The following is a 25,644-nucleotide window of genomic DNA, read 5'->3' on the forward strand; positions in this document are numbered from 1 at the left end:
GATGACCGGCGCGCACCCGCTGCGCGCCGCAGCCCGAATGATCGCAGATCAGCGCGAAGTTGACGCGCGCACGATCAATTCGCCGGGCAGCAGGCAGTCGCGAGCAGCCGACTCCACCCCGTCGATACGCTCGTGGAGAAACTCCACCGCGCGGTAGCCGATCTGATAGGTCGGCTGACGGATCGTCGTGATGCCGGCGAATTCGGCCCATTCGGGGTCGTCGACGGAGAGGAGCGCGATGCGCTCCTGCCAGCGTGCGCCATGACGTGCATTCAGATGCCGGGCGAGACAGAGCGCGACCGGGGCATTGGCCGCGAACAGCGCGACGCGCCGCGTGCCGGCGCCAGCGGCCGCTTGTGCGGTATCGGCGCGAAGGCTCGGATTCGCGTCGGACCGGGTACCGTGTGCGAGATCGACGCTCACACCAGGCGTCACGTCCGGAGCCGCGCCCGCTGCGAGGTGAAGCGTCACACCGGGCGACACCTCGAAAGCCGCATCCACCGCGTGGTCCAGTTCGGCGAGCGTCTGTTCGAGCGCCGCCGCATCGCCCAGTTCCAGCACCACCGTGTGGCCGCGAGCGCGCGCCTGGCCGCCGATCGCCGCGCGAAACGCCGCTTCGCGCAAGCGCCGCGAACTGACCCGCTCGAACGGCTGCACGACGAACCAGATATCGTCGAAACCGCGCTCGAGCAGATGATGCGTGGCCAGTTCGACCGCCGCCGTATTGTCGAGCCCGACCATATCGGCGACCAGTCCGTCCACCATCCGGTCCACCAGCACCGCCGGAATGCCGCCCTCGCCCACCGGCCGCAAGGTTTCTTCGCGCACGCCAAGCGCATTGACGATCACGCCTTCCACCCGGTAGGTGGTCAGCAGTTGCAGATAGCGGCGCTCCATCTCCACTTCGTTGGCCGCATGGCAGATCAGCGGCATGTAGCCGAGCGCCTGACAGGCCGCTTCGACGCCCTGCAGCACTTCGACCGAATACGGGTTGGTCAGGTCCGCGACCAGCATGCCGATCAGCCGGTTGCGGCCGCGCTTCAGACCGCGCGCCATCTGATTGGGCTGATAGTCGAGCCGCTCGATTGCCGCCTCGATGCGTGCGCGCAGTTCCGGCGACAACACGCTCAACTCGCCGTTCAGATAGCGCGAAATGCTGGTCTTGCCGGTGCCGGCTTCGCGCGCCACGTCGGTGATGGTGGCGCGGCGCGGGGCGACGTTGTGCGGGTTGGTCACGGCGGGCTCACTTTCACTTTTACTTGCGCAGGACGTCGCGGTTCACGACGTTGCGCGTCAGCGTTCCGTCGAGCGCGGCCACCAGGTTCTCGGCTGCATTCAACGCCATCGCATGGCGCGTCTCGTGGGTCGCCGAGCCGATGTGCGGCAGCGCCACCACGTTGGGCAACGACAGCAGCGGCGAGTCGACCGGCAGCGGTTCGGTTTCGAACACGTCGAGACCGGCCGCGTGGATCGTGCCGTTCCGCAACGCTTCGATCAGCGCCGCTTCGTCGACCGTCGCGCCGCGCGAGGCGTTGATCAGGATCGCGCTCTTCTTCATCGCACGCAGTTCGGCCGCGCCGATCAGATGCTGCGTCTCGGGCGTGAGCGGCACCTGCAGGCAGACGAAATCGGCGCTCGCCAGCAACTCGGCGAGCTCGACGCGGCGCGCACCGTAGGTGTGTTCCGCTTGCGGGTTCGGGCTACGGTTGGTGTAGAGCACCTGCATGTTGAAACCGAGTGCGGCACGCCGCGCCACCGCGCCGCCAATCCGCCCCAGCCCGACGATGCCGAGCGTCTTGCCCTGCACCTCGACGCCGAATTGCGCCGGACCGACGCTGCCCTGCCATTGTCCGGCCTTCACCCAATCGGCCAGTTCGACCACCCGCCGCGCCGTGGCGAGAATCAGCGAGAACACCGTGTCCGCCGTCGATTCGGTCAGCACGTCCGGCGTATGCGCAAGCACGATGCCGCGCTGCGTGAGATCGGGCACGTCGAAATTGTCGAAGCCCACCGAGATGGTGGACAACGCCTTGAGCTTCGTCGCGCCGTCGAGCATGGCGGGCGTGATCTTCACGCTGGCGCCGATCGCGCCGTCCGCGTCCCTGAGCGCCGCGACGAACGCGTCATGTTGCGCGGCATCGGCCTGTACGACCTCGACGTGCTTGTGCAGATACGCGAGCACATCGTCGGGCAACGGCTTGTAGGCGACAATCTTTTTCATCAGCTTATTTTCCTTGCAATGGAGTAGCGACGAGCCTGGCCGAGGCCGACGGTTGCGGCTTCACGGCCAGCGTCAGAATCACCGCGGCGACCAGCGCCGCGCTCATGAAACCATACGATGCAGCGGGCGAGCCGGTTGCGCCGTTCAGATAGCCGACCACATACGAGCCGACGAACGAGCCCAGCGCGCCCATGCCGTTGATCAGGGCCATCGCACCGCCGGCGACGTTCTTCGGCAGCAGTTCCGGCACGATCGCGAAGAACGGTCCGTAGGGCGCGTACATCGCCGCGCCGGCGACCACCAGCAGCGCATACGAGATCCAGAAATGCGTCGGGCCGATTGCATAGGAGGCGGCAAACGCCACCGCGCCGATCAGTAGAAACGGCCAGACAAAGACCTTGCGACGATTCAGTTTATCCGATGCCCACGACGCCGCCAGCATCGCGAGCGTCGCGGCGAGATACGGCAGCGCCGAGAGCCAGCCGGTTTCCACCATGCCGAGCGTCGAACTGTTCTTCAGGATGGACGGCAGCCACAGCACGAATCCGTACACGCCGATGCTCCAGCAGAAATACTGCGCGCAGAGTTTGATCACCGCTGCCGAACGGAAAGCTTCGCCATAGTTGCGCACCGGTTTGATGGTGGCCTGTTCGGCGCGCAGCGTCTCGGCGAGGTCGTCCTTTTGCTGCTGCGTGAGCCACGACACCTGAGCCGGCTTGTCCTGCACGATGAACCACCAGCAGACGGCCCAGAGGATGGCGGGCGCGCCTTCGGCGATGAACATGTGGCGCCAGCCGAACGAATGCACCAGATAGCCCGACACCACCGACATCCACAGGACCGTCACCGGGTTGCCGAGAATCAGGAAGGTATTGGCGCGCGAGCGCTCGCGTTTGGTGAACCAGTTGCTGATAAAGACGAGCATGGCCGGCATCACGGCCGCTTCGACCACGCCGAGCAGGAAGCGGATCACCATCAGCGACGGAATATTGCTGACGATGCCCGTCAGCGATGCGCAGCCGCCCCACAGGATCAGGCTCCAGAACACCAGCTTCTTGACGCTGCGGCGTTCCGCGTAGATCGCGCCGGGAATCTGGAAGAAGAAATAACCGAGAAAGAACAGCGCGCCGATCAGCGACGCGAGCCCCTTGCTGATGCCGAGATCCTGATTGATCCCGGCCGCGGCCGCGAAGCCGAAGTTCGCGCGGTCGAGGTACGCGAGGCTGTAGGTGATGAATACGATCGGCATGATCGTCCACCAGCGGCGAATCGCAAGCGATGAGGTCATGGTTGTCTCCTCCAGTCCCATTCCAGTCTCAAGCAAGAGGGTGGCTATCTACGCCAGCTTCTCCGGCATCTTTCGATGAACCCCTGCTACGCCGGACGCGCAAGCGTCGGCGTGTTCCAATGCATCGAGTTCGGCGCGGGTCGGCAGGCCTTCGGAGTCGCCGATCACCTGGATCGCCAGCGCGCCGATACGATTGCCGCGCGCCACCGCTTCCGGCAAGGTCCGCCCTTCGAGCAGCGCACTGACGACGCCGACCGCAAAACCATCGCCGGCCCCCACCGTGTCGACCACCTTCGCGACCGGCTGCGCGGCGACCACGCCCGCGTCGTCCGCCGTACGGAAATACGCACCACGGGCGCCGAGCTTGACGATCACGCCACGCGCGCCGCGCTCCAGATAGAAGCGCGCGATATCTTCAGGCTTCGTATAGCCGGTGAGAATCTCGCCTTCGCCGATGCCCGGCAGCACCCAGTCCGCCAGTTCGGCCAGCGCGTTCAGACCTTCGACCATCGCCGCCCGCGAAGGCCAGAGCGTCGGGCGCAGGTTCGGATCGAACGAGATCGTTTTGCCCGCTGCCCGCATTTCGCGCGCCAGCAGGAAAGCCAGTTCGCGCGCCAGCAGGAAAGCCAGTTCGCGCGACGAGGCGGAAATCGCCGGCGCAACGCCGGTCAGATGCAGATGCCGCGCCGGCAGCACGTAGGACGACGCGTAGTCGTCCGGCGACAGATGGCTCGCCGCCGAGCCTTTGCGGAAGTACTCGACCGCCGGGTCGCTGCCGTCGTCGTTTTTCGACTTGAGCTGAAAACCGGTGGGATAGCGCTCGTCGGTAACGACGCGCTGCTGGTCGATCCCTTCGCGGTTCAGTGTTTCGCGCACGAACTGGCCGAACGAATCGTTGCCGACCCGGCTCATCCAGCCCACCTTGAAGCCGAGCCGCGCGAGGCCGATCGCCACATTCAGATCGGCGCCGGCGACGCGCTTCGTGAACTGCCCGACGCCGGCGAGCGGTCCTGTTTCGGCGGCGACGAACATCGCCATGGCCTCGCCGTAGGTGATGACATCGAGTGTCGGATTCATCTGCTCTCCTGATCAAGCGGGTTCATGATGCTGCCGGTTCGTCCGGCTCGCGTTTGGTTGGCGTCTGGTTGGCGTCTGGTTGGCGTCTGGTTGGCGTCTGGTTGGCGTCTGGTTGGCGTCTGGTTGGCGTCTGGTTGGCGTCTGGTTGGCGTCTGGTTGGCGTCTGGTTGGCGTCTGGTTGGCGTCTGGTTGGCGTTCGGTTCGCGTTTGGTCGCGGACGGCTTGGTTATCCGGCGCTCGTCGACGAGTCGCTAGGCGGCGGCCAGCCATGCCACGTAGTGCGCGGCGTCCGCGGCAACGCGACTCGGGTCGAACGGGAATTCGATGCCGCGCGGCACGTCACGCGGCAGCAATTGCAGCACGTCGGCGCACAGCGGATCGTCAGCCGCCGGGGCCGCCGCAAAGCGCCGCGCGCCCTCGCCCACCACCGCCTTGCAGTGGATGTATTCGACATGCGCGGCAAGCTGCCGGGCGGCATCGCGTGGCGCAACGCCTGGCCACTGCCAGTTGCCGATATCGAAGGTCATGCCGAGCGCATCCGCGTAGCCCTCGCGTTCCAAAGCCTCAAACAGGCCCGCGAACTGCGCGATCAGGCCGCCTTCGCGCAACTGCCCGTTTTCGATCACCAGACGCGCGGTGGATCCACGCACGCAGGCGGCGATTGTTGCGCCGTTGGCGTGGGCATCGCTGCCAAACCCGCCCAGTTGCAGCTTGACGAAACGCGCGCCGAGCGCTGCTGCTTCATCAAGTGCGAGCCGCAGCGCGGCTTCATCGAGTTCGCCAACTGCCGTGTAGAGGGTTGCGGGCGTCGAGTAAACCGACCACATGCCGTGCGCAGCGATCGCTTCGCCCAGCGTGCGCAAGGCCGGCAAACCAGCCTGCGCCTCAGACGCAAACAGCTCACGCCGCACCTCGAACGCCGTCGCGCCCGAGCGCGCCACCACCTCCAGCCACGCCTCATGGCCGTCGCGCCGGATGGCGTCCGCACCGAAAGCACTCGCGACGATCACTACTTCGGACATGTCGAAATCACCTTTCGTTGTCCCGCTTCCCGACCAATGGAACCGGTTCCATTTAATTGTTTAAAAAAAGCGCCGACGCGCTTCGATGGCTGGATAATGCGCTTCGAGTAGCCCGCCGCGCCATAGTGGAAATCCCTGAAGCAGCTTTGGCTGCGAGACATCAGTCCGCGTCGCCCGCCGTCAATGCCAGAAACCGCTCGACCACCCGCGACGGCGCGCTCGCATGCGGAATCAGGATCGAGAAACGCCGCGTCAACGGCTCCGGGCTGAGCGAGAACAGGCACAGCGCGCCGCTCTCGTGGCGCATCGACATCGCCGACACGAAGCCGATCCCCATGCCCGCGCGCACCGCCTCCTTCACCCCTTCGACCCCGGCAATCTCGAGCGCGACGCGCATTGGCACGCCGGCGCGCGCGAACGCCCGCTCGACCATCTGACGCACGCCCGACCCGGCCTCGCGCAGCACCAAAGGATGGTCGCCGAGCGCCGCCAGTTCGACCCGGCCGGCCGCCGCGCCCGCCTCCACCGTCTGCGCAAGCGGATGGCTGCGCGGCATGATCGCCACGATCTCATCCTCCCGCCACGGCTGCACGGCCGTATCCGGCGGCAGATCCACGCCCACCGGCCCTTCGACCATCGCGATATCGAGCGAAGCCAGCGCGCCGACGATATCGGCCGTATTGCCGTCCGTCGTATGCAGCGTCACGTCCGGATAGCGACGGTGAAACCCCGCAATCAGGTACGGCAGCAGGTAGCTGGCGGGCGTGGTGCTCGCGCCGACCCGCAGCGTGCCGCTCTCGAGTCCGCGCAGCGCATCGCGGTAGGCGTGGGCCTGCCGCCAGGTGTCGCGCAGTCGCGTCGCATAGCTGGCGAGCTGCTCGCCCGCGGGGGTCAGCCGCACGCCGCGGCCGTCGCGCTGATACAGCGGCTCGCCGAACTCGTCCTGCAACTGGCGCAATTGCCCCGACACCGCCGGTTGCGACAGGTGCAAGGCGACCGCGGCCCGGCTGATGTTGCGATGCTCGGCGACGGCGGCGAAGGTTATAAGCTGATCGGGGGTCATGGGGCACAAATATCGGTTCAGCAGATAGTTTAGGTCATAAATGACGATTTTTCATATCGATATATCTAAATTAGGATTAGCCCATCCCATCAGAACCGCCTTGCAGGCGAAGATCATGTCCACCGCTCAACTTCACGCCGCGCCCCAGCACGCCGTCTCCACCACCCGCGGACAGCTCAACGGCATCCTGTTCGTCGCCCTGTTCGCCGCCGCCGTGACCCGCATCGCAGCCGTGCCCGCTATCGCCGGCCTCGGCCTCAGCCCGTTGATCGTCGGCATCGTCGCCGGTGCGCTGTATGGCAACGCGCTGCGCGACGGCATGCCCGCGAGCTGGGCGGCCGGCGTCAACTTCTCGGCGCGCAAGCTGTTGCGCATCGCCGTGGCGTTCTTCGGCCTGCGCGTCAGCCTGCAGGAAATCGCCCAGGTCGGCTTGCCGGGACTGGCCGAATCGGTGCTGGTGGTGGTCAGCACGCTCGTCATCGGCACCTGGGCCGGCATGAAGCTGATGAAGCTCGATCGCGATACGGCCTTGCTCACCGCCGCCGGCAGTGCGATCTGCGGCGCGGCAGCCGTCCTCGCCTTCGAATCGACGCTGCAATCGAAGCCGCACAAGAGCGCCATGGCGGTCGGCAGCGTGGTGCTGTTCGGCACCCTGTCGATGTTCCTCTACCCGATTCTGTTCAAGGCCGGCTGGCTGCATCTGGATACGATCGGCGCGGGCCTGTTTTTCGGCGGCACGATCCACGAAGTGGCTCAGGTGGTCGGCGCGGCCAGCAACGTCAGCCCGGAGGCGGAGCACATCGCCACCATCGTCAAGATGACGCGCGTGATGCTGCTGGTGCCGGTGCTGCTCGTGATCGGCGTGTGGATCAACCGGCCGGCGCGCGGCGGTGCCGCGGGCTCGCAAAACGGCACGCCAGGCGCCGCCCCGCATACGCCGCGCAAGCTGGCGATTCCCTGGTTCGCGCTCGGCTTCCTCGGTTTCGTGGTGGTGAATTCGCTGCACGTGTTGCCCGAAGCGGCCACGCAAACGCTCAACACGCTCGACACCTTCGCACTGACCATGGCCATGACCGCGCTCGGTATCGAAACCCGCATTTCGCAGATTCGCGAGGCCGGTCCGCGGGCGCTGACCACCGGGCTGATCCTGTATGTGTGGCTGATCGGCGGTGGCTTGGGCATCACCTGGGCGGTGCAGCGCTTGCTGGGTTGATGCGTCCGGGTTGATGCGTCCGGGTTGATGCATGCCGGTTGATCCGCCCGGGCTCACCCGCCCAGCCAGGGACCGCCCCTTGCTGCGAGCCCCGCCGTGTGCGGGGCTTTGCGCATGTCTGTGCACAACGCGACGCGCCCGCACGGCATACTGACCGTGCAGGCAGTCGGGATGGGTCAGCCGGAAGCAGCGAAATCAACCGAAAAAGGATCGATCGATGAGCTATGAACTCTACTATTGGGACGGTTTGCAGGGCCGCGGCGAATTCGTGCGGCTCGCCCTCGAGGAAGCGCGCGCCGACTACATCGAAGTGGCGCGCGGCAATGAAGCCCAGGGCCTCGGCACCGGCGCCATGCTGGCCCTGCTGAACAGCAAGCGCGAAGCCTGCCCGCCGTTCGCGCCACCGTTCCTGCGCGACGGCAATCTGCTGATCTCGCAGACCGCCAACATCCTGTTCTACCTCGGCCCAAAGCTCGGCCTCGCACCCGCCGACGAAGGCCTGCGCTACGTCGCCAACGGTCTGCAACTGACGATCGCCGACGTCGTCACCGAGGTTCACGACACCCATCACCCGCTCGCCTCGGGCCTCTACTACGAGGACCAGAAGGACGCCGCGAAGATCCGCGCCCACGATTTCATCGACAACCGGATCCCCAAATTCATGCACTACTTCGAGCGCGTGATCACGCAGAACTACCAGAGCGACGCGCATCTGGTCGGCGACAAGCTGACCTACGTCGACCTGTCGATGTTCCAGTTGATCGACGGCCTGCACTATGCGTTTCCGCGTGCAACCAGGCACTTCGGCGAGCACTACCCGCTGCTTGCCGCGTTGCACGACGCCGTGGCCGCACGTCCGAACATCGCCGCGTATCTGACTTCAGAGCGGCGCCTGGCCTACAACGAATCAGGGATCTTCCGACACTACCCGGAACTCGACAAGGCTGCCCGGTGAAAACGCCCGCGCTGCGCCTTGCTTGTCTGTCCCACGGGCGCGGCGCAATGCTATTCTTGCGCGCGGTTGCTCTCCATTCCTTACCTACCCTGCTGCCGTCGTGCTTTCATTCCTGCTGAAGCTGCGCACCCGTGCGCAAAAACTGTTTCGACTGTCGGAAGCCCATACGATGCTGGTCTGGTCGGTGGTGGTCGGGGTCGCGGGCGCGCTCGCGACCATCGCCTTCCGCGCGGCCATCTCGCTGCTGCAACTGGCGATCTCCGGCGACTCGGGCAGCTTCGTCGAAATGGCGCGGCGCATGCCGTGGATGGAGCGCATCTGGCTGCCGGCGGCCGGCGGGCTGATCGCCGGCTTCCTGTTGCTGATCGCGCGGCGCCATGCCGACAAGAACACCCACACCGACTACATGGAAGCCGTCGCGATCGGCGACGGCGTCGTGCCGGTGCGGCTGAGTTTCTGGCGCAGCGTGTCGTCGCTGTTCACGATTGCGAGCGGCGGCTCGATCGGCCGCGAAGGTCCGATGGTGCAACTGGCGGCGCTCGCCGCATCGCTGATCGGCCGCTGGGTCCACTTCGACCCGGCGCGCCTGCGTCTGCTGGTGGCGTGCGGCGCGGCCGCCGGGATCACCTCGGCGTATAGCGCGCCGATCGCCGGCGCGTTCTTCGTGACCGAGATCGTGCTCGGCTCGATTGCGATGGAAAGCTTCGGTCCCGTCGTGGTCGCCGCGGTGGTCGCCAACATCACCATGCGCGAATTCACCAGCTACCGGCCGCCTTACGAGATGCCGGCGTTTCCGCCGGTGGCGGGCCTCGAAGTGCTGCTGTTCGTCGCGCTGGGCGTGCTGTGCGGCGCGGCGGCTCCGCAGTTTCTGCGCATGCTGGATGTATCGAAGGCGGGCTTTCGCAAGCTGCCCTTGCCGCTGCCGGTGAGGCTCGCGCTGGGTGGGCTCGTGGTCGGCATTCTGTCGGTGTGGTCGCCCGAGGTGTGGGGCAACGGCTATAGCGTCGTCAACTCCATCCTTCACTCGCCGTGGACGTGGACCGCGCTCGTCTTCGTGCTGGTGTTCAAGCTGGTCGCGACCGCCGCCACTGCCGGCTCGGGCGCCGTGGGCGGGATTTTCACGCCGACGCTATTCGTCGGCGCGGTGGTCGGCTCGCTGTTCGGCCAGGGCATGCATGCGCTGTGGCCGCATGCCACCTCGGCGCCCTACGCGTACGCGATGGTCGGCATGGGCGCCTTCCTTGCCGGCGCCACCCAGGCGCCGTTGATGGCGATCCTGATGATCTTCGAAATGACGCTCAGCTATCAGGTCGTGTTGCCGCTGATGCTGTCGTGCGTGGTGGCGTATTTCGTGGCGCGCGCCATCGGCAAGACCTCGATGTACGAGATCACCCTGCACCGCAATCGCGAGGAACAGGAACGCGTGCGCCTGCGCGCCACCCAGATGCGCGAGCTGATTCGCCCTGCCGAGACCGTGGTGCAGCCGCACGCCACCGTCCAGGAGATGACGCGGGTGTTCCTCGAGTATCCGGTGAAGTACCTCTATGTCGCAGACGAAGCCGGCGCGTTCCTCGGCGTCGTCGCGCTGAAGGACATCACCTCCGACCTGCTGGAAAAGCGCGACACCGCCAGCAAAACCGCCGCCGATTACCTGCAGCCGCACTTCGACGTGCTGACGCCCGACATGTCGCTCGGCGTGGCGCTGCAGCACTTCATGGCTTTCCAGGGCGAGCGGCTGCCGGTGATCGAGAGCGTCGCGCATCCCACCCTCGCCGGGGTCGTCTACAAGACCTCGCTGCTCGACGCCTATTTCCGCATGAACCCCACGCGCTGAGCGGGCTGGGCGCGCTGGGTGCGCCGTACGCGCCGTGGCAAAGCGCGGCACACCTTCTACAATGAATCAGGCAGCAGGCCGCCTTGCGCGGCGCGGTTGAAACGCCGCGACGGGCGCCCCCGACGCCCGCGCCTTCGACCGGGAGCGACGATGAGCGACCCCTCCTTCGATGCGATGCGCCGCGATCAGGCGGGCTGGATTTTCGTGCATATCGAGGGCGAGCCGTACGATCGCGGAGAACAGCACGGCCAGTTGCTCGCGAGCGAAATCCAGAACGCCATCCACACCGCGCGCTACCTCGCCAAATGGGACACCGGCGAAGACTTCGACACCTTCGTCAACGCCGCCGTCAGCCAGTTCGCGCCGCAGCTCGACAGTGAATTCGCCGACGAAATCCAGGGTATCGCCGACGGCGCCAAGCTGCCGTTTGCCGAGGTGCTGGCATGGAACGGTTACATGGATCTGCTGCAAAGCTGGTGGCCGAGCCACGTGGCCGCCCAGCAGCCGCGGCTTGGCGTCAAACCGTGGCGCGGCCGGCGCGGCCACCATTGCAGCGCCTTCATCGCCACGGGCCACGCGACCTGCGACGGCCGCATCGTCATGGCACACAACTCATGGGACCGCTATGCGGCGGGCGATGCGTTCAACGTCGTGTTCGACATCGTGCCGGAATCCGGTCATCGCATCCTGATGCAGGGTCTGCCCGGCTGCATCTCCAGCCTCACCGATTTCTGGCTCACCGCCGCCGGCCTGATGGTGACCGAAACCACCATTTCGAACTTCGCCGGCTACAACCCGGCCGGCGCGCCGGAGTTCTACCGCTCCCGGCGCGCGACGCAGTACGCGAACAGCATCGGCGAATGGTGCGAGATGTTTGCGATGGACAACAACGGCGGCTATGCGAATAGCTGGCTGCTCGGCGACGCGAAAACCGGCGAGATTGCCCGCTACGAACTCGGGCTGCACTATTCCGGCTTCGAGAGCACGAAAGACGGTTTCTACAGCGGCTACAACACCGCGACCGATCTGAAGATCCGCAACCAGGAGTGCGTCGGCGAAGGCGAGGATTACACGGACGTGCGCAAGAACGGCGCACGACGGCTGCGCTTCATGCAGCTCGCGGAGCTGCATCGCGGCAAGATCGACGTCGAGCTGGCGAAAGAGATGATTGCCGACCATCACGACGTCTATCTGAACCGCCGCGACAATCCCTGTTCGCGCACAATCTGCGGCCACCTGGAACTGGACGATGCGCGCTTCGGCGGCTCGGATCAGGGGCCGTTCAACCCGTGGGGCGCCAACGACGGCAAGGTGGCGGACAGCGAGATGGCGCGCGAGATGGCCTTCAGCGCGCGCTGGGGCCATCCGTGCGGCCGGCCGTTCGATGCGCAGGCGTTCATGAAACGTCATCCACAGTGGAACTGGCTCAACGGCTACATGCGCGACCGGCCGTCGTGGCCATGGACGCGCTTTGCGGCGCTGCGTTGAAGTCCGCGCGGTTCGCCCGGCCCCGCCGTCCACGTGGTCGTCCGTGTAGTGGTTCGCAACGCGAAAACTTTTTTTCTGCCATGATGGACCGCAGACGGATTCCCTCTCGCGGCCCCGCTCGGTTTTGTACAGCGGTTGCAAGATTTGCCGTCTAAGATGGAAGAAGTGCAGCGCGCCGCGAGCGCGGCTGCGCGAAGCGCGCGCCTCCCCTGCGGCCGCAGGAATGGCACGGCGCTTGCTGCAGCCTCTGCGCTGCATCAGGAAAGGAGGTCGGGCGATGAAAACCTCGACACTGTTGGCCATGGTGACGCTGTCGGCTTCGTGCTTCGCAGCGCCGGTTCATACCGCACTCGACAGCACCGCCAATCCCGTCGCCGAACGCGCCAACGCCGCGCCGGTTGCACCGGCGGCGCCCGGCGTCGATGTCACGGACGAGAACCGTCCGCAGCAGTGGGAACATATCGCGCTGCCCAAATCGCGGCATCTGGAACGCGGACTCACAGCGCAAAACGAACACCTGCAAACCTGATCCCGGTTGACTCCTGCGGCTTGACTCCCGCAGTTTTACTCCCGCCTCACCCCCGCATGAGCGCATCCGGCCACGCAACCGCATCATCTTCCCCCCATCAAGGAGCGCGTGCATGGCCGGCTCGGCTATCCCTGGCGAAGCAATCAATCTGCAGATCGCCGATCTACTGCAGGAAGTGAAGTTTCCGATCAACAAGGACGGCCTCGTCGACCTCGCCCGCGAGGCCGGCGCCAGCAATGAAGTCCTGGCGATGTTCGACGGCTTGCCCGAGCAGGATTACGCGGACATCGCCGCCATCACGCCGCTGCTCGCCGGCAATTTCGGACCCGGCCTCGGTATCTGAGCGTCGATGCCGGGCTCCCGCCCACGTCGCCTCAGTGCGCTTCCTGTTCCTTGAGCCGTTTGCGGTGCGCCGCGACCTTCGCGCGGTTGCCGCAAATCGCCATGCTGCACCAGCGGCGCGCGTGGCCCCGCGTGTGATCGGCAAACAGCAAGGTGCAGCGGGGACCTTCACAGGCCTTCACCTGGGTGAAATCTTCGTCGCAGACCAGTCTCGCCAGCGCCTCGGCGATGGGCAACAGCAATGACTCCGCCGACTTCCAGCGCCGCTGCGCGCGCAATTCGAATCGCGACACCCCAGCCGTGACATCGGCGACGATTTCTTCATAGCGATCGTCGCGCGCAAGGAGTTCATTCAAGGGCGCGAGCTCACCCACATCCACGGCGGCCAGCGGCCGTCCCTTCCTCGTCCGCACAAATCCCCTGAACCACTCGCGCAGCGCGCGCGCCTGTTGCGCTACGGCGTCGAGCTCAGCCGGCGTGGACTGCGCGCGCAGTGCTGCAAGCGCCGCCGGCGGCACCATGCCGGCCTGCTCCAGCCAGGACAGCAGGCCTTCTCCATCGCCGATCCAGTCGACTTCTTCGTCCACCGGTGTCGCAATCGAGTTGAGGAAATCGAGGCCCGGCGCATCGGCCACGAATATCGCGGGAATCTGACGGTAGTCCATTTTCTTGTGATCAATCTGCCATATCGATGAAGACATCGTAACCACTAAAAATGCTCTTGACAAGTTACACATGGAGTTAGTAACCTTTAAAACATCAACAAAGAGGTTACTTAGTGCGATGCAGTAGATGGCACATGACAGGCAGCAGCCACTATCTTGAAAGGAGCGGGACATGTCGTTTGGCAAGGTGAGCGCCGTGCTGGTCCACGGTGCATGGGCGGACGGATCGAGCTGGAGCAAGGTGATCGAGCGTCTGCAGGAACAAGGGATCAATGCGGTTGCGGCTCCGTTGCCGCTCACCTCGTTGAGCGACGACGTGGCCGCGCTCGACCGCGTACTCGAGCGGATCGAAGGTCCGGTGGTGCTGGCCGGTCATGCCTATGCCGGCGGCGTGATCGGCGCGACCCGGTCGGAACAGGTCGCGGCATTGGTGTACGTCGCCGCGCTCGCTCCCGACGAGGGTGAAACGGTGGGCGAGGTGTTCTACCGCGGCGAAGCGCATCCGCAGGCGCCGCAACTCGCACCGGATGGACATGGCTTCATCTGGCTGCCGCAAGAAGCGTTCGGCCGGGCGTTTGCGCAGGAGGCGACGTCGCAGGAGCTGGCCGTGCTCGCCGCGGTGCAGCGTCCGATTGCGGTGGCGTGCATCGGCGAGGCGGTCGGGCGTCCGCTGTGGAAGGACCGTCCGAGCTGGTACCTCGTCGCGGAGCAGGACCGCATGATCAACCCCGTCACCCAGCATTTCATGGCGGATCGCATGAAGGCGCACGTGCGCTCGCACCCGGTCGACCACACACCGCTCGTGACGGCGCCTGACGTGGTGACGCAGGTCATTGTCGAAGCGCTGCAGTCGGTTGCCTGACCCTATTCCTCTGTGGAGAAAATCATGACTTCGATTACGTATCGCCATGCCGACGTCGACGGCTTCAAGGTGTTCTATCGCGAAGCCGGCCGCCCGGGTGCCCCCAAGCTGCTGCTTCTGCACGGCTTCCCGAGTTCGAGCCATATGTTTCGGGACCTGATTCCAGAGCTGGCCGAGCGTTTCCACATCGTCGCACCGGACCTGCCCGGATTCGGCCAGTCCGACATGCCGAGCCGCGACAGTTTTGCGTACACGTTCGACAACATCGCTCATGTCATCGAGCGTTTCACCGAGGTAATCGGCTTCGATCGCTTTGCGGTCTACGTCTTCGACTACGGTGCGCCAACCGGTTTCCGGCTTGCCGTCAGCCATCCCGAGCGGATCACGGCGATCGTTTCGCAGAACGGCAACGCCTATGAAGAAGGCCTGAGCGACGGCTGGAATCCGATCCGCGCGTACTGGCAAGACGCGTCGCCCGCCAATCGCGAGGCGCTGCGTGCGCTGCTCACGCATGAGACGACCGTGTGGCAGTACACGCACGGTGTGCCCGACGCGGCGTCGGTTTCGCCGGACGGCTACTCGCTCGACGACTTCTATCTGAGCCGCCCGGGTGCGGACGAGGTACAGCTCGACCTGTTCCGCGACTATCGAAACAACGTCGCGCTATACCCCACGTTCCAGCAGTACTTCCGCACCCATCAACCGCCGTTGCTTGCCGTATGGGGGCAGCACGATCCGTTCTTTCTGCCCGCGGGCGCCGAAGCGTTCAAGCGCGACATCCCGGGTGCCGTCGTGCGCTTCTTCGATACCGGTCACTTCGCGCTGGAGACGCACGCTACGGAGATCGCGGCGGCGATTTCGGAGTTTCTTGTTCGCTGAGGTTTCTGCCGGTCGGCATCCACTGGCGGAAGACCGTCATGGTTCATCGAACCACGCTTGATTCACTCATCCAGGAGCAGCAACATGTCCAGCAAAGTCGCAATCGTCACGGGCGCGAGCCAGGGTATCGGTCGGTCGACCGCTATCCGGCTGGCGCGGGATTTTGACTCGATCGTGCTCGTCGCACGTAACCGCGCGAATCTCGAAGAGACGGCCGTCGAAGTGAAAAAGGCCGGCGCACAGACGCTTGTTCTCGACCTCGATCTCTCCGAACCCGAGGCCGCGCAGCAAGTGGTGGACGAGACGCTTGCAACGTTCGGGCGTATCGACGCGTTGCTCAACATTGCAGGCGCCGTGCCGCAGATCGACGTGCTCGAGATGACCGACGAGCAATGGGATCGCGGTCTCGCGCTCAAGCTGCATGGCGCGCGCCGGCTGACGATCGCGGCATGGCCGTCGCTGAAGGAAAGTTCGGGATCGGTGGTGCTGATGTCCGGCAATTCCGCACTGTTTCCAAAGGCGCCGTACGCGGCCGTGGGCACGATCAACGCAGCGATCGTGGCACTCGCCAAAGCCTTCTCGGATCGCGGCATCGCCGACGGCGTGCAGGTCAACAGCGTGCTGCCAGGCCCCGTGATGACCGGCCGGCGACGCTCCTACCTGGAACATTGGGCGCCGCTGCACAACATGAGCGTTGAAGAGGCGACGGCAAAGTTTCCGGTTGAAGCGGGAATCGCGCGTTACGGCACGCCGGAAGAGATTGCCGAGTTGATGGCGTTCGTGGTGTCGCCTGTAGCGCGCTGGATGACGGGCTCGACGTTGCGAATGGATGGCGGCGAAGTGAAATCGGTTTGAGTGGCGAGCGGTTGCGCGGTGCGCAAATCACGGCGCTGGCGTGTCGCCGCGTTGATGGCAGCGGGTTTTGCGCGAGCGCGCGCGCGGGTGGCAACAACGCTCAGGCAGCCCGCGCCCGAGGCTCACGCGTGTAGTAAATGTCCCACTCGCCCTCGCCGGTTTTCACGAAGCCATGGCGCTGATAAAAGCGATTCGAGTCGCTATCGCGCAGCGCCCCCAATCGGACCGGCAATGCCTGCGCGTCGGCATCGGCGAGCACGGCGTCGAGCACCGCGGCGCCTACGCCCTTTCCCTGGTAAGCCGGAACGATATACAGATGATCGAGCTGCAGATGATCCGTCTCGGGCCTGATCAGCACAAAACCGGCCTTTGCGCCGTCGACGAGGATGAAGCGGCAATACGCTGCGTCGAACGACGCGAGGAAACGCTCGCGGGCACGCGTCGGATCGAAGCGGCCAATCCGTTCGAGGCTCTCGCGCATCGCTTCAATACGAATCTGCACCAGCGTTTCGACGTCGTCGCCGGTGGTGTGGGCAAAGGTCACGTTCAACTCGTCATGCTCCCCGGATAGCGTGTGCGGGCGTGCCGCGGAGAGGCGGGATGCGCCTGTACGCACCCCGCCGATCCGCCAGTATCGCCTGACTGCTGCCACACGCTCAAGGTCGTTGAGTCGACCCCGCGAGCCTTCATCTCTCCCTGACGCCGTGATCGCGTTTCGCCACCGCCGGGCTTAAACCGGCGACGCCTGCTCGGTCATGCGCGTCGGCCGGGACGGCTTGCGCGAGGCCGCCGCAGCCGTCGTGCCGCGCGGCAGCGAGGCTTCTTCTTCGCGCTCGTCGAAGTCCAGCGCCGCTGCCTGGGCGTCCGCCACGGCGCGCCTTGCTTGCGCCGTGAGCGACACCGCATCCTGCGAGCCTGCGAACTCGTCCGGCACGTTGCTCGACATCTGGCTGAAATGCTCGACCAGATGATCGATAAAGGTCCGCACCTTGGCCGGCAGATGATGACGGCTCGGATACGCAATGGTCACCTCGACCTGCGGCAGGCGATAACCGCCCAACAGACGCACCAGCCGGCCACGCTCGAGGTCGCGGCCAATCAGGTAGCTCGGCAGGATGGCAACGCCCATGCCGAGCAGCGCGAACTGGCGCAGCATTTCGGTGTTGTTCGCCACGATCGCGTTGGTGGGCCGCATCCGCACGTCGCCGCTGCCGTCGAGGCTCGTGAAGACGCGTTCGTCGCCGCCGTATTCGGACGGCAGCGACAGGCTCGGGTGATCCTGCAACTGTTCGGGCCGGGTCGGCACGCCGTGCTTCTGCAAATAGGCGGGCGTCGCGCACACGGTCATGTGACCGGTGGTCAGGCGCCGCGTGACGATGCTCGCGCTGCGCATCTGCCGCGCGATCAGCACGCCCACATCGAAGCCTTCTTCGACCAGATCGACATGGCGATCCACCAGCGTGACATCGGGGATGACGTTCGGATAACGCTCGGCGTACGACTGCAGCACCGGCGCGAAATTATGCAGGCCGAACACCACAGGCGCGACGATGCGCAAGGTGCCGACGGGTTCGTGATTGCGCGCCACCACCATCTGCTCGACCCCTTCGAGATCGTCGAGGATCGGCCGCACGCGTTCGAGATAAACCCGGCCCGACTCGGTCAGCGACTGGCTGCGGGTCGTCCGGTTGAGCAGACGGGTGCCGAGACGCTCTTCGAGGTCGGCCACGTGACGGGTCACGACGGCGGTAGAGATACCCATCGTGCCGGCAGTACGGGCGAAGCTCCCGAGTTCGGCCACTTTGACGAAAACTCGCATCGACTGCAAATGATTCATGAGGCCACTCCTGCCGCTATTAAAGCCAAGCCAACGAACGCCGACGCAGCGCGTAAACGGAGCGTCGGCGACTACGCAAGCCGATGACTACAAGCGGGTGACATCGCACCTCGACGACGGACCATGTGCGTGAGAACCACGCTGCGAGTCGCTCGCACCAAGGCTTGCCCAACGCGTTCGATTGTATCGATCACTCATGGCCCAACCCTGACCTGAAGATGGCAAAACGGTCAGGTAGGCGATGCAGGTGGAATTAAACGGAGTTGCGCGCTGTTCGGGGCGCGAAGCCAACATGGCGGATTGTTCGTGCAGGACAAAAAATACGCGCCCGGCGGGTGCGATTCGATGCCCAGGCGACTAGGTGAAAACCCTAATCTCCGGTATCATGGAGGGCGAAAGGAAGATATCGCCATGCCACATCGTTTTCAGGTTATTGAAAGAATCGCGTTTTCACTGGTCGTGTTGTCTGCAGTCGCCTGCTCCGCCTTCATCGCCTACGAAACCAGCCCCGACGTCCGCCAGGTCCTGCACGCCGGCAAGACCGCCCTGCAATGGAGCGGCGAGTATTCGCTCATCTGCGCGTCGCCCGTGACGGACGCCTGTGCGAATCTGCCGGTTGATTGAGCGCGAGTTGAGCCGGGGTTGAGCGCGGGCTGAATCGCCCTGATTTGCGCACCGCGCAAGCCTCATTGCTCTGCTTCACTGCCCGCTGCACAACCAGCCTCACAGCCCCGGGTCGCGCCCGAACACCACCCGCGCGAAGAATCCCGCCAGCACCGCCTCCGCGGTATCGCTCGAGACGTTTTGCGGGTCGACCGTGTAGAAGTACTGCACGCCGTCGCACAGTCCCATCAGCCCCAACGCCAGCGTTTCGGCCGGCAGCGGCAACGGCGTGCCTGCGCGCGCTGAAAACTCGCGAATATATTCGCTCAGTTGCTGCAGCTTCTCGTGCATGAACGCGTTGAATTTCAGCCTGAAACGGCCGTCGCGCGCGGCCAGCAGCTTCGCCTCCGCCCACAGCAGGAAGCATTTGTTCTCGCGATGCATATTGCTGTAGTACGTCAGCACGCGCGCCTCCATGGATTCGCGCGTCGCGCCTTCTTCGAAGATGCTATCCAGATCCGCCTGCATTTCCTCATGGTCGCGCCTGAGCAGTTCGAGGAACAGCTCGGGCTTGCTGCGGAAGTTCGAATAGAACGCCCCGCGCGTATAACCGGCCGCCTCGGCGATGTCTTCGACACTCGTGGCGACGAACCCTTTCTTCATAAAAATAGCTTGCGCGGCGTCGAGCAGGCGCAGGCGCGTCTGGTCTTTGCTCTGTTCGCGTGTGAGTCGTTGGCGTTTCATGCAGGCGAGTTTACCACCGGAAAGAATTCAAATACGACTATACACTCAGATACAGGTGTGTATTAGAATGCACAGCATCATTTGAAGCAACAGGGTATTGCTCGCGTCGTTTCAAACGTGCCTTCGCTGGCTAGCCGCTGTGGCTTGCCGTGTTCGTTCGCTGTCTCCTGATTGGGGTAATTGTGAATCGTCCCGGTTGTAGCGCATCATCTGCGATGCGCACGCACTCTCATCCGCATCGCCGTTCCACCCCCACACGCCGCATGGCCTACGCCCTCGCGCTGGCCGGCCTCGTCATGCTGGGCGCATGCCATCAGCAACAGGCGTCAGCGCCTGCGCCGCGTCCGGTGGTCGTCGCCGCCGCACATGCCGACGGCAGCCCGCTGTCGGCCTCGTTGCCGGGCGAAGTAGAAGCGCGTTACTCGACGCCGCTGTCGTTCCGGATTGCCGGCAAGATCATCGAGCGGCACGTCCGGCTCGGCGACACGGTGAAGCTCGGCGAAGTCGTGGCCCGCCTCGACCCGGCGGATGCGCAGAAGAGCGCCGCCAGCGCGCAGGCGCAACTCGACGCCGCGCAGCACAGCCTCGTGTATGCCAGGCAGCAGCTGGATCGCGACCAGGCGCAGGCGCATGAAAACCTGATTTCGGCGGCGCAGCTCGAACAGACCACCAATGCGTATGCCTCGGCACTGGCCCAGCGCGATCAGGCGGCACAACAAGCCGCACTACAGAAGAACCAGTTGCAGTACACCGACCTGCCCGCGGATCACGCCGGCGTGATCACGGCCGAACAGGCGCAGACCGGGCAAAACGTCTCGGCCGGACAAGCGGTCTACAACCTCGCGTGGAGCGGTGACGTCGACGTCGTGGTGGACGTGCCGGAAAGCACGCTCGCCGCGCTCGCTGTCGGTCAGACCGCCAAGGTCACGATGTCGGCGCTGCCCGGCCGCACCTTCAACGCCCGCGTGCGCGAGCTCTCGCCCGCCGCCGATCCGCAAAGCCGCACCTATCGCGCGAACCTCACACTGCTCGAGCCCGGCCCGGATGTACGGCTCGGCATGACGGCGGACGTGGCGCTCACCGCAGGCAACAGCGCTGCGCAGCCCGCCGCGTCGTTCACGCTGCCCGCCACCGCGCTGTTCCACGACGGCACCAACCCGGCCGTATGGGTCGTACACGACGGCGACGACGTACTGGAACTGCGCCGCGTGCAGGTCACACGGTATGACGAACGCACCGTCGCCATCTCCGGCGGCCTGAAGGACGGCGAGCGCGTCGTGCTGCAAGGCGTGCACACGGTGACCGCCGGCGAGAAAGTCCACCCGATCGCCCCCCTGCATCCCGAGGACTTTGCTTCATGAGTACAACTACGCATGAACATGAAGAGGGACGCTTCAACCTGTCCGCGTGGGCGCTGCGTCACCAGGCGCTGGTGGTGTTCCTGATTGCGCTGGCCACGGCCTTCGGGATCCTCGCTTACACGAAGCTCGCCCAATCGGAAGATCCGCCGTTCACGTTCCGCGTGATGGTGATCCGCACCTTCTGGCCCGGCGCCACCGCCCGCCAGGTGCAGGAACAGGTCACCGACCGCATCGGCCGCAAGCTGCAGGAAACGCCGTATATCGACTTCGTGCGCAGCTATTCGCGCCCCGGCGAATCGCTGATGTTCTTCTCGATGAAGGACTCCGCGCCCGTCAAGGACGTGCCGGAAACCTGGTACCAGGTGCGCAAGAAGGTGGGCGACATCGCCACCTCCCTGCCGCAAGGCATCCAGGGACCGTTCTTCAACGACGAGTTCGGCGACGTCTACACCAATATCTACACGCTCGAAGGCGACGGCTTTTCCGCCGCGCAACTGCACGACTACGCGGACGAATTGCGCACGGTGCTGCTGCGCGTGCCGGGCGTCGCCAAGGTCGATTACTTCGGCGACCCCGACCAGCACATCTACATCGAGATCGCCAATACGCAGCTCACGCGTCTGAACGTGTCGCCGCAACAGATTGCGCAGGCCATCAATTCGCAGAACGACGTCTCGCCGGCCGGCACCCTGACTACGCTGGACGACCGCGTGTTCGTGCGCCCGACCGGCCAGTTCAAGGACGTCAACGCGCTCGCCGATACGCTGATCCGCATCAACAACCGTTCGTTTCGCCTTGGCGACATCGCCACCATCAAACGCGGCTATGACGATCCGGTCTCCACGCAGATGCGCTACGGCGGCAAGGCCGTGCTCGGCATCGGCGTGACCATGCAGCCCGGCGGCGACGTGATCCAGCTCGGCAAGGCGCTCGACAAGCAGTCGGCCGTGCTGCGCTCGTATCTGCCGGCCGGCCTCAAGCTCGTCGAAGTCTCGAGCATGCCGGATGCCGTCGCGAAGTCGGTCGACGACTTTCTGGAGGCGGTGGCCGAAGCGATTGCGATCGTACTGGTGGTGAGTCTCGTGTCGCTGGGTGTGCGCACCGGGATGGTGGTCGTGATCTCCATTCCGATCGTGCTCGCGGTCACGGCGCTGTGCATGTACCTGTTCGATATCGGCTTGCACAAGGTCTCGCTCGGCACGCTCGTGCTCGCGCTCGGGCTGCTGGTGGACGATGCGATCATCGCCGTCGAGATGATGTCGGTGAAGCTCGAACAGGGCTGGAACCGCACCCGCGCCGCCGCGTTCGCGTACACCAGCACCGCGTTTCCGATGCTGACCGGCACACTCGTCACCGTATCGGGCTTCCTGCCGATCGCGCTGGCGAAGTCGAGTACCGGCGAATACACCCGCTCCATCTTCGAGGTGTCGGCCATCGCGTTGATCGCGTCGTGGCTCGCCGCCGTGGTGCTGATTCCGCTGCTCGGCTATCACCTGTTGCCGGAACGCAAGCGCCAGGATCATGAAGCGCACGACTACGAACACGACATCTACGACACCCGCTTCTACAAGCGGCTGCGCGGCTGGATCACCTGGTGCATCGAGCGGCGCTTCGTCGTACTGACGATCACCGTCGTGCTGTTCGTGGTCGCGCTGATGGGCTTCACGCTGGTCCCGCAGCAGTTCTTCCCGAGTTCGGACCGTCCGGAGTTGCTGGTCGACGTCAGGTTGCCGGAAGGCGCCTCGTTCGAAGCCACGCTGCGCGAGTCCCAGCGGCTCGAAAAAGCGCTGGTGGGCCGCCCGGAAATCGATCATACGGTGGACTTCGTGGGCCAGGGTGCGCCCCGTTTCTATCTGCCGCTGGACCAGCAATTGCAGCAGCCGAATTTCGCGCAGTTCGTGATCACCGCGAAATCGGTCAAGGACCGCGAGAAGCTCGCGCAATGGCTCGAACCGGAATTGCGCAACCAGTTCCCGGCGATCCGCACGCGCCTGTCGCGCCTCGAAAACGGGCCGCCGGTCGGCTTTCCGGTGCAGTTCCGCGTGAGCGGCGACGACATCGCCACGGTGCGCTCGATCGCCGAACGCGTCGCGGCGACGATGCGTGCCGACCATCGTACGGACAATGTCCAGTTCGACTGGGACGAGCCGGCCGAGCGCTCGGTGCGCTTCGAGATCGACCAGAAGAAGGCGCGCGAGTTGGGCGTCACCTCGGACGACGTGTCGAGCTTCCTCGCCATGACGCTGTCCGGCTACACGGTCACGCAATACCGCGAACGCGACAAGCTGATCAGCGTCGACCTGCGCGCGCCGAAGACGGAACGCGTCGATCCCGGCCAACTCCTCACGCTGGCCATGCCCACGCCGAATGGTCCGGTGCCGCTCGGCACGCTCGGCCATATGCACTACGACCTCGAATACGGCGTGATCTGGGAACGCGACCGCCAACCGACCATCACGGTGCAATCGGACGTGATCGGCAACGCGCAAGGCATCGACGTCACGAATAGCGTCGACAAGGCGCTTGCCCAGATTCGCGCGACGCTGCCGGTGGGCTACCGCATCGAAGTGGGCGGTTCGGTGGAGGAAAGCGGCAAAGGTCAGACGTCGATCAACGCGCAGATGCCGATCATGGTCATTGCCGTGCTGGTACTGCTGATGGTCCAGTTGCAGAGCTTCGCACGCGTGCTGATGGTGGTGCTGACCGCCCCGCTCGGCCTGATCGGGGTGGTGGCCACGCTGCTGCTGTTCGGCCAGCCGTTCGGCTTCGTGGCGATGCTCGGCGTGATTGCGATGTTCGGCATCATCATGCGCAACTCGGTGATTCTGGTCGATCAGATCGAGCAGGACATCGCCGCGGGACACAAACGCTTCGATGCCATCGTCGGCGCCACGGTCCGGCGTTTCCGGCCGATTACGCTAACCGCGGCGGCGGCCGTGCTGGCGCTGATTCCGCTGTTGCGCTCGAACTTCTTCGGGCCGATGGCCACCGCGCTGATGGGCGGCATCACAAGCGCCACGGTGCTCACGCTGTTCTATCTGCCCGCGCTGTACGCGGCCTCGTTCAGGGTGCGCGGCGACGAACGCGAGCCGCCGGCTTCATCGACGCAAGCGTCGCATTCGGGAAATTGATCATGGCTACTTCTGTCTTCAAACGTATCGGACAGGCCCGAGCCCTCGTCGTGGGCAGCGGCGCGCTCGCGCTCGCGGCCTGCTCGTTCGGCCCGAACGGCAATGCGCCGGCGATGCCCCAGCCGGCGCACTACGGCGCCGAGCCGCAGCCCACCGAAACGGTGCCCGCGCAAGGCGTCACCCAGCAGTTCGTGGCGGGCGCCAAACCGGTGCCGGCATGGTGGCGTCTTTACCAGTCCGACGATCTGAATGCGCTCGTCGACGAAGGCCTGCGCAACAGTCCGACGCTGGCGGCAACCGACAAGAGTCTCACCGCCGCGCGCGAGCAGTTGCGCGGACAGATTGGCAGTTCGATGCTACCCACCGTCGATGCCGTAGCCCAACCGGCCCGGCAGCGCGCGCTGGCGGTTCCAGAGCTCGGGCCGAATACGTTCCTGTACAACACGTTCGTCGGCCAGTTGCAGGCGCACTACACGATCGACCTGTTCGGCGCCTCGCGGCTCGCCAATGCCGCGCTCGCTTCGCGCGTCAATGTGCAGGTTTATCAGCTGGAATCGGCGCGGCGCGCGCTGGCGGCGAACATCGTCACCGCGGCGATCACCGCGGCCTCGATGCATGCGCAGATCGACACCACCGAGCGGCTCGTGACGCTGGCGAACGAAGACGCGCGCGATGCGGCCCGGCGTTACGCACTCGGCGCGATCTCGCATGCGGATTTGTTGAACGCGCAACAAAGTGCGGCGTCGGTGTCGGCGAGTTTGCCGGGTCTGAAGCAACAGTGGGCGACGACGCGGCATGCGCTTGCGGTCCTGATCGGGCGCACGCCTGACGCCGCGCCGCCGGATATCGATCTGGCGCAGTTGCAGGTGCCGCAGCGGGTGCCGGTGGTCGTGCCGTCGGAGTTGCTGCGGGCGCGTCCGGATGTTCAGGCCGCCGACGCGGCGCTCAAGGCGGCCGCGGCGGATGTGGGCGTGGCCACGGCGCAGATGTACCCGAGCCTGTCGCTGACGGCGTCGATGGGACAAGGCGGTTTTAGCTGGCCGGTGGCGCTCTCCGGTGCGGGCGCGATCTGGGCGGTGGCGGGTTCGCTGTCACAGCCGATCTTTCATGGCGGCGCGCTGCTCGCGCAACGGCGCGCGGCGCAGGCGACGTATGACGCCACGACCGAGCAGTACAAGCAGACGGTGCTCGCCGCGTTCCAGAACGTCGCCGATACGCTGGCGGCGCTCGAACACGATGCGCAGGCGCTCGATGCTGCGAATGTCGCCGCGCGTGCTGCGCAGGGTATTTCGGATGAGACGGCGGCGCGTTATCGGCTGGGGGCGGTGCCGGTATCGGCGGCGCGCTCGAGCGAGCAACAGTTTCGGAATGCGAAGCTCGATGAGATACGGTATACCGGTGCGCGGTTGACCGATACGGCGGCGTTGTTTCAGGCGATGGGGACGCCGCCGGTTGAGGAGGCAGGCACGGCGGGTGGCAAGGGGGCGGGGGCTCCGGCTGGGGAAGGTGCGCAGCCGCCGGTTTCGAGTTCGCAGTCCCAGGGGGGATCGGCGGGCTGAAGGCTCCGAGTGGTTCATGGGCGCCGCGCGACCTCTACGTGATGGATCACCCGGCGTCCCCTCTAACGACTGTCCCGCGAATCGCGACGAAGACGCCACTCCGAATTTCGAACACC

23 protein-coding genes are annotated in these 25,644 nt (G+C 65.3%); 13 read left to right on the forward strand and 10 right to left on the reverse strand.

Annotation, left to right across the window (positions count from 1 at the left end; genetic code table 11):
* Positions 1 to 48: 48 nt before the first annotated feature.
* The 6 genes from BUS12_RS22460 to BUS12_RS22485 all read right to left on the reverse strand — a co-directional run bounded on the left by BUS12_RS22460 (position 49) and on the right by BUS12_RS22485 (position 6,671).
* Positions 49 to 1,236 carry a LacI family DNA-binding transcriptional regulator gene (locus BUS12_RS22460; protein WP_074299407.1) on the reverse strand — a complete coding sequence of 396 codons (1,188 nt, stop codon included), beginning with the start codon at positions 1,234 to 1,236 and terminating at the stop codon, positions 49 to 51.
* Between the two features lie 19 nt (positions 1,237 to 1,255).
* Positions 1,256 to 2,221 carry a 2-hydroxyacid dehydrogenase gene (locus BUS12_RS22465; protein ID WP_074299409.1) on the reverse strand — a complete coding sequence of 322 codons (966 nt, stop codon included), beginning with the start codon at positions 2,219 to 2,221 and terminating at the stop codon, positions 1,256 to 1,258.
* 4 nt (positions 2,222 to 2,225) lie between these two features.
* A complete protein-coding gene (locus BUS12_RS22470; RefSeq protein WP_074299412.1) occupies positions 2,226 to 3,509 on the reverse strand; it encodes an MFS transporter in 1,284 nt (427 codons plus the stop codon).
* A 48-nt stretch (positions 3,510 to 3,557) separates the two neighbouring features.
* Entirely contained in the window at positions 3,558 to 4,586 is a 1,029-nt protein-coding gene (locus BUS12_RS22475; protein WP_074299414.1) for a sugar kinase, read from the reverse strand.
* A gap of 251 nt (positions 4,587 to 4,837) precedes the next feature.
* A complete protein-coding gene (locus BUS12_RS22480) occupies positions 4,838 to 5,608 on the reverse strand; it encodes a sugar phosphate isomerase/epimerase family protein (protein WP_074299417.1) in 771 nt (256 codons plus the stop codon).
* Between the two features lie 160 nt (positions 5,609 to 5,768).
* On the reverse strand, positions 5,769 to 6,671 hold the full coding sequence (locus tag BUS12_RS22485; protein WP_074299419.1) for a LysR family transcriptional regulator: 903 nt from the start codon (positions 6,669 to 6,671) through the stop codon (positions 5,769 to 5,771).
* A gap of 115 nt (positions 6,672 to 6,786) precedes the next feature.
* Between BUS12_RS22485 and BUS12_RS22490 the strand changes: the two genes are divergently transcribed.
* The 6 genes from BUS12_RS22490 to BUS12_RS22515 all read left to right on the forward strand — a co-directional run bounded on the left by BUS12_RS22490 (position 6,787) and on the right by BUS12_RS22515 (position 13,033).
* Positions 6,787 to 7,884 carry a YeiH family protein gene (locus BUS12_RS22490; protein ID WP_074301648.1) on the forward strand — a complete coding sequence of 366 codons (1,098 nt, stop codon included), beginning with the start codon at positions 6,787 to 6,789 and terminating at the stop codon, positions 7,882 to 7,884.
* 217 nt (positions 7,885 to 8,101) lie between these two features.
* Positions 8,102 to 8,839 (forward strand): glutathione S-transferase, encoded by a 738-nt coding sequence (locus tag BUS12_RS22495; RefSeq protein WP_074299421.1) that lies wholly within the window; start codon positions 8,102 to 8,104, stop codon positions 8,837 to 8,839.
* A 100-nt stretch (positions 8,840 to 8,939) separates the two neighbouring features.
* The gene (locus tag BUS12_RS22500) at positions 8,940 to 10,673 is read left to right on the forward strand and encodes a ClcB-like voltage-gated chloride channel protein (protein WP_074299422.1); all 1,734 of its coding nucleotides are present in this window, start codon (positions 8,940 to 8,942) and stop codon (positions 10,671 to 10,673) included.
* Positions 10,674 to 10,823: 150 nt separating this feature from the next.
* Complete coding sequence (locus tag BUS12_RS22505) at positions 10,824 to 12,161, forward strand: C45 family autoproteolytic acyltransferase/hydrolase (protein ID WP_074299424.1); 1,338 nt, start codon at positions 10,824 to 10,826, stop codon at positions 12,159 to 12,161.
* A gap of 277 nt (positions 12,162 to 12,438) precedes the next feature.
* On the forward strand, positions 12,439 to 12,690 hold the full coding sequence (locus BUS12_RS22510; protein WP_074299426.1) for a hypothetical protein: 252 nt from the start codon (positions 12,439 to 12,441) through the stop codon (positions 12,688 to 12,690).
* Between the two features lie 112 nt (positions 12,691 to 12,802).
* A complete protein-coding gene (locus BUS12_RS22515) occupies positions 12,803 to 13,033 on the forward strand; it encodes a DUF2795 domain-containing protein (protein WP_074299428.1) in 231 nt (76 codons plus the stop codon).
* 31 nt (positions 13,034 to 13,064) lie between these two features.
* Here the strand turns inward: BUS12_RS22515 and BUS12_RS22520 are convergent, their stop codons facing one another.
* Positions 13,065 to 13,697, reverse strand: a complete 633-nt coding sequence (locus tag BUS12_RS22520) for a CGNR zinc finger domain-containing protein (protein ID WP_074299430.1) — start codon at positions 13,695 to 13,697, stop codon at positions 13,065 to 13,067.
* A gap of 172 nt (positions 13,698 to 13,869) precedes the next feature.
* Between BUS12_RS22520 and BUS12_RS22525 the strand changes: the two genes are divergently transcribed.
* From BUS12_RS22525 to BUS12_RS22535, 3 genes are all read left to right on the forward strand, one after another.
* Positions 13,870 to 14,559: an alpha/beta fold hydrolase gene (locus tag BUS12_RS22525; protein WP_074299432.1), complete on the forward strand. Its 690-nt coding sequence runs from the start codon at positions 13,870 to 13,872 to the stop codon at positions 14,557 to 14,559.
* A gap of 24 nt (positions 14,560 to 14,583) precedes the next feature.
* Complete coding sequence (locus BUS12_RS22530; protein WP_074299434.1) at positions 14,584 to 15,438, forward strand: alpha/beta fold hydrolase; 855 nt, start codon at positions 14,584 to 14,586, stop codon at positions 15,436 to 15,438.
* An 84-nt stretch (positions 15,439 to 15,522) separates the two neighbouring features.
* Positions 15,523 to 16,293, forward strand: a complete 771-nt coding sequence (locus BUS12_RS22535; RefSeq protein ID WP_074299436.1) for an SDR family oxidoreductase — start codon at positions 15,523 to 15,525, stop codon at positions 16,291 to 16,293.
* Between the two features lie 100 nt (positions 16,294 to 16,393).
* Here BUS12_RS22535 and BUS12_RS22540 read toward each other — a convergent pair whose 3' ends face one another.
* Positions 16,394 to 16,843 (reverse strand): GNAT family N-acetyltransferase, encoded by a 450-nt coding sequence (locus tag BUS12_RS22540; RefSeq protein ID WP_074299438.1) that lies wholly within the window; start codon positions 16,841 to 16,843, stop codon positions 16,394 to 16,396.
* 180 nt (positions 16,844 to 17,023) lie between these two features.
* On the reverse strand, positions 17,024 to 18,130 hold the full coding sequence (locus BUS12_RS22545; RefSeq protein WP_074299440.1) for a LysR family transcriptional regulator: 1,107 nt from the start codon (positions 18,128 to 18,130) through the stop codon (positions 17,024 to 17,026).
* A gap of 411 nt (positions 18,131 to 18,541) precedes the next feature.
* Between BUS12_RS22545 and BUS12_RS22550 the strand changes: the two genes are divergently transcribed.
* Positions 18,542 to 18,754, forward strand: coding sequence for a hypothetical protein (locus BUS12_RS22550; RefSeq protein WP_074299442.1), 213 nt, complete (start codon positions 18,542 to 18,544; stop codon positions 18,752 to 18,754).
* Positions 18,755 to 18,853: 99 nt separating this feature from the next.
* Here the strand turns inward: BUS12_RS22550 and BUS12_RS22555 are convergent, their stop codons facing one another.
* On the reverse strand, positions 18,854 to 19,477 hold the full coding sequence (locus BUS12_RS22555) for a TetR/AcrR family transcriptional regulator (protein WP_074299444.1): 624 nt from the start codon (positions 19,475 to 19,477) through the stop codon (positions 18,854 to 18,856).
* A gap of 263 nt (positions 19,478 to 19,740) precedes the next feature.
* Between BUS12_RS22555 and BUS12_RS22560 the strand changes: the two genes are divergently transcribed.
* The 3 genes from BUS12_RS22560 to BUS12_RS22570 are packed head-to-tail and all read left to right on the forward strand — an operon-like array spanning position 19,741 to position 25,528.
* On the forward strand, positions 19,741 to 20,838 hold the full coding sequence (locus BUS12_RS22560) for an efflux RND transporter periplasmic adaptor subunit (protein ID WP_367117649.1): 1,098 nt from the start codon (positions 19,741 to 19,743) through the stop codon (positions 20,836 to 20,838).
* Positions 20,835 to 23,969: an efflux RND transporter permease subunit gene (locus BUS12_RS22565; protein ID WP_074299448.1), complete on the forward strand. Its 3,135-nt coding sequence runs from the start codon at positions 20,835 to 20,837 to the stop codon at positions 23,967 to 23,969. The genes BUS12_RS22560 and BUS12_RS22565 overlap by 4 nt, the downstream gene beginning before the upstream one ends.
* Before the next feature lie 2 nt (positions 23,970 to 23,971).
* Positions 23,972 to 25,528, forward strand: a complete 1,557-nt coding sequence (locus BUS12_RS22570; RefSeq protein WP_083640572.1) for an efflux transporter outer membrane subunit — start codon at positions 23,972 to 23,974, stop codon at positions 25,526 to 25,528.
* Positions 25,529 to 25,644: the final 116 nt, after the last annotated feature.

The organism is Paraburkholderia phenazinium, assembly GCF_900142845.1.
GTDB lineage: Bacteria > Pseudomonadota > Gammaproteobacteria > Burkholderiales > Burkholderiaceae > Paraburkholderia > Paraburkholderia phenazinium_A.

Excerpts from the sequence above, each read along its gene's own strand:
- BUS12_RS22565 (WP_074299448.1), top strand. The coding sequence starts at position 20,835 with ATGAGTACAACTACGCATGAACATGAAGAGGGACGCTTCAACCTGTCC.
- BUS12_RS22515 (WP_074299428.1), top strand. The coding sequence starts at position 12,803 with ATGGCCGGCTCGGCTATCCCTGGCGAAGCAATCAATCTGCAGATCGCC.
- BUS12_RS22535 (WP_074299436.1), top strand. The coding sequence starts at position 15,523 with ATGTCCAGCAAAGTCGCAATCGTCACGGGCGCGAGCCAGGGTATCGGT.
- BUS12_RS22480 (WP_074299417.1), bottom strand. The coding sequence starts at position 5,608 with ATGTCCGAAGTAGTGATCGTCGCGAGTGCTTTCGGTGCGGACGCCATC.
- BUS12_RS22475 (WP_074299414.1), bottom strand. The coding sequence starts at position 4,586 with ATGAATCCGACACTCGATGTCATCACCTACGGCGAGGCCATGGCGATG.
- BUS12_RS22545 (WP_074299440.1), bottom strand. The coding sequence starts at position 18,130 with ATGAATCATTTGCAGTCGATGCGAGTTTTCGTCAAAGTGGCCGAACTC.
- BUS12_RS22465 (WP_074299409.1), bottom strand. The coding sequence starts at position 2,221 with ATGAAAAAGATTGTCGCCTACAAGCCGTTGCCCGACGATGTGCTCGCG.
- BUS12_RS22505 (WP_074299424.1), top strand. The coding sequence starts at position 10,824 with ATGAGCGACCCCTCCTTCGATGCGATGCGCCGCGATCAGGCGGGCTGG.
- BUS12_RS22520 (WP_074299430.1), bottom strand. The coding sequence starts at position 13,697 with ATGGACTACCGTCAGATTCCCGCGATATTCGTGGCCGATGCGCCGGGC.
- BUS12_RS22570 (WP_083640572.1), top strand. The coding sequence starts at position 23,972 with ATGGCTACTTCTGTCTTCAAACGTATCGGACAGGCCCGAGCCCTCGTC.
- BUS12_RS22490 (WP_074301648.1), top strand. The coding sequence starts at position 6,787 with ATGTCCACCGCTCAACTTCACGCCGCGCCCCAGCACGCCGTCTCCACC.
- BUS12_RS22555 (WP_074299444.1), bottom strand. The coding sequence starts at position 19,477 with ATGAAACGCCAACGACTCACACGCGAACAGAGCAAAGACCAGACGCGC.
- BUS12_RS22525 (WP_074299432.1), top strand. The coding sequence starts at position 13,870 with ATGTCGTTTGGCAAGGTGAGCGCCGTGCTGGTCCACGGTGCATGGGCG.
- BUS12_RS22510 (WP_074299426.1), top strand. The coding sequence starts at position 12,439 with ATGAAAACCTCGACACTGTTGGCCATGGTGACGCTGTCGGCTTCGTGC.
- BUS12_RS22485 (WP_074299419.1), bottom strand. The coding sequence starts at position 6,671 with ATGACCCCCGATCAGCTTATAACCTTCGCCGCCGTCGCCGAGCATCGC.
- BUS12_RS22560 (WP_367117649.1), top strand. The coding sequence starts at position 19,741 with ATGGCCTACGCCCTCGCGCTGGCCGGCCTCGTCATGCTGGGCGCATGC.
- BUS12_RS22470 (WP_074299412.1), bottom strand. The coding sequence starts at position 3,509 with ATGACCTCATCGCTTGCGATTCGCCGCTGGTGGACGATCATGCCGATC.
- BUS12_RS22495 (WP_074299421.1), top strand. The coding sequence starts at position 8,102 with ATGAGCTATGAACTCTACTATTGGGACGGTTTGCAGGGCCGCGGCGAA.
- BUS12_RS22530 (WP_074299434.1), top strand. The coding sequence starts at position 14,584 with ATGACTTCGATTACGTATCGCCATGCCGACGTCGACGGCTTCAAGGTG.
- BUS12_RS22550 (WP_074299442.1), top strand. The coding sequence starts at position 18,542 with ATGCCACATCGTTTTCAGGTTATTGAAAGAATCGCGTTTTCACTGGTC.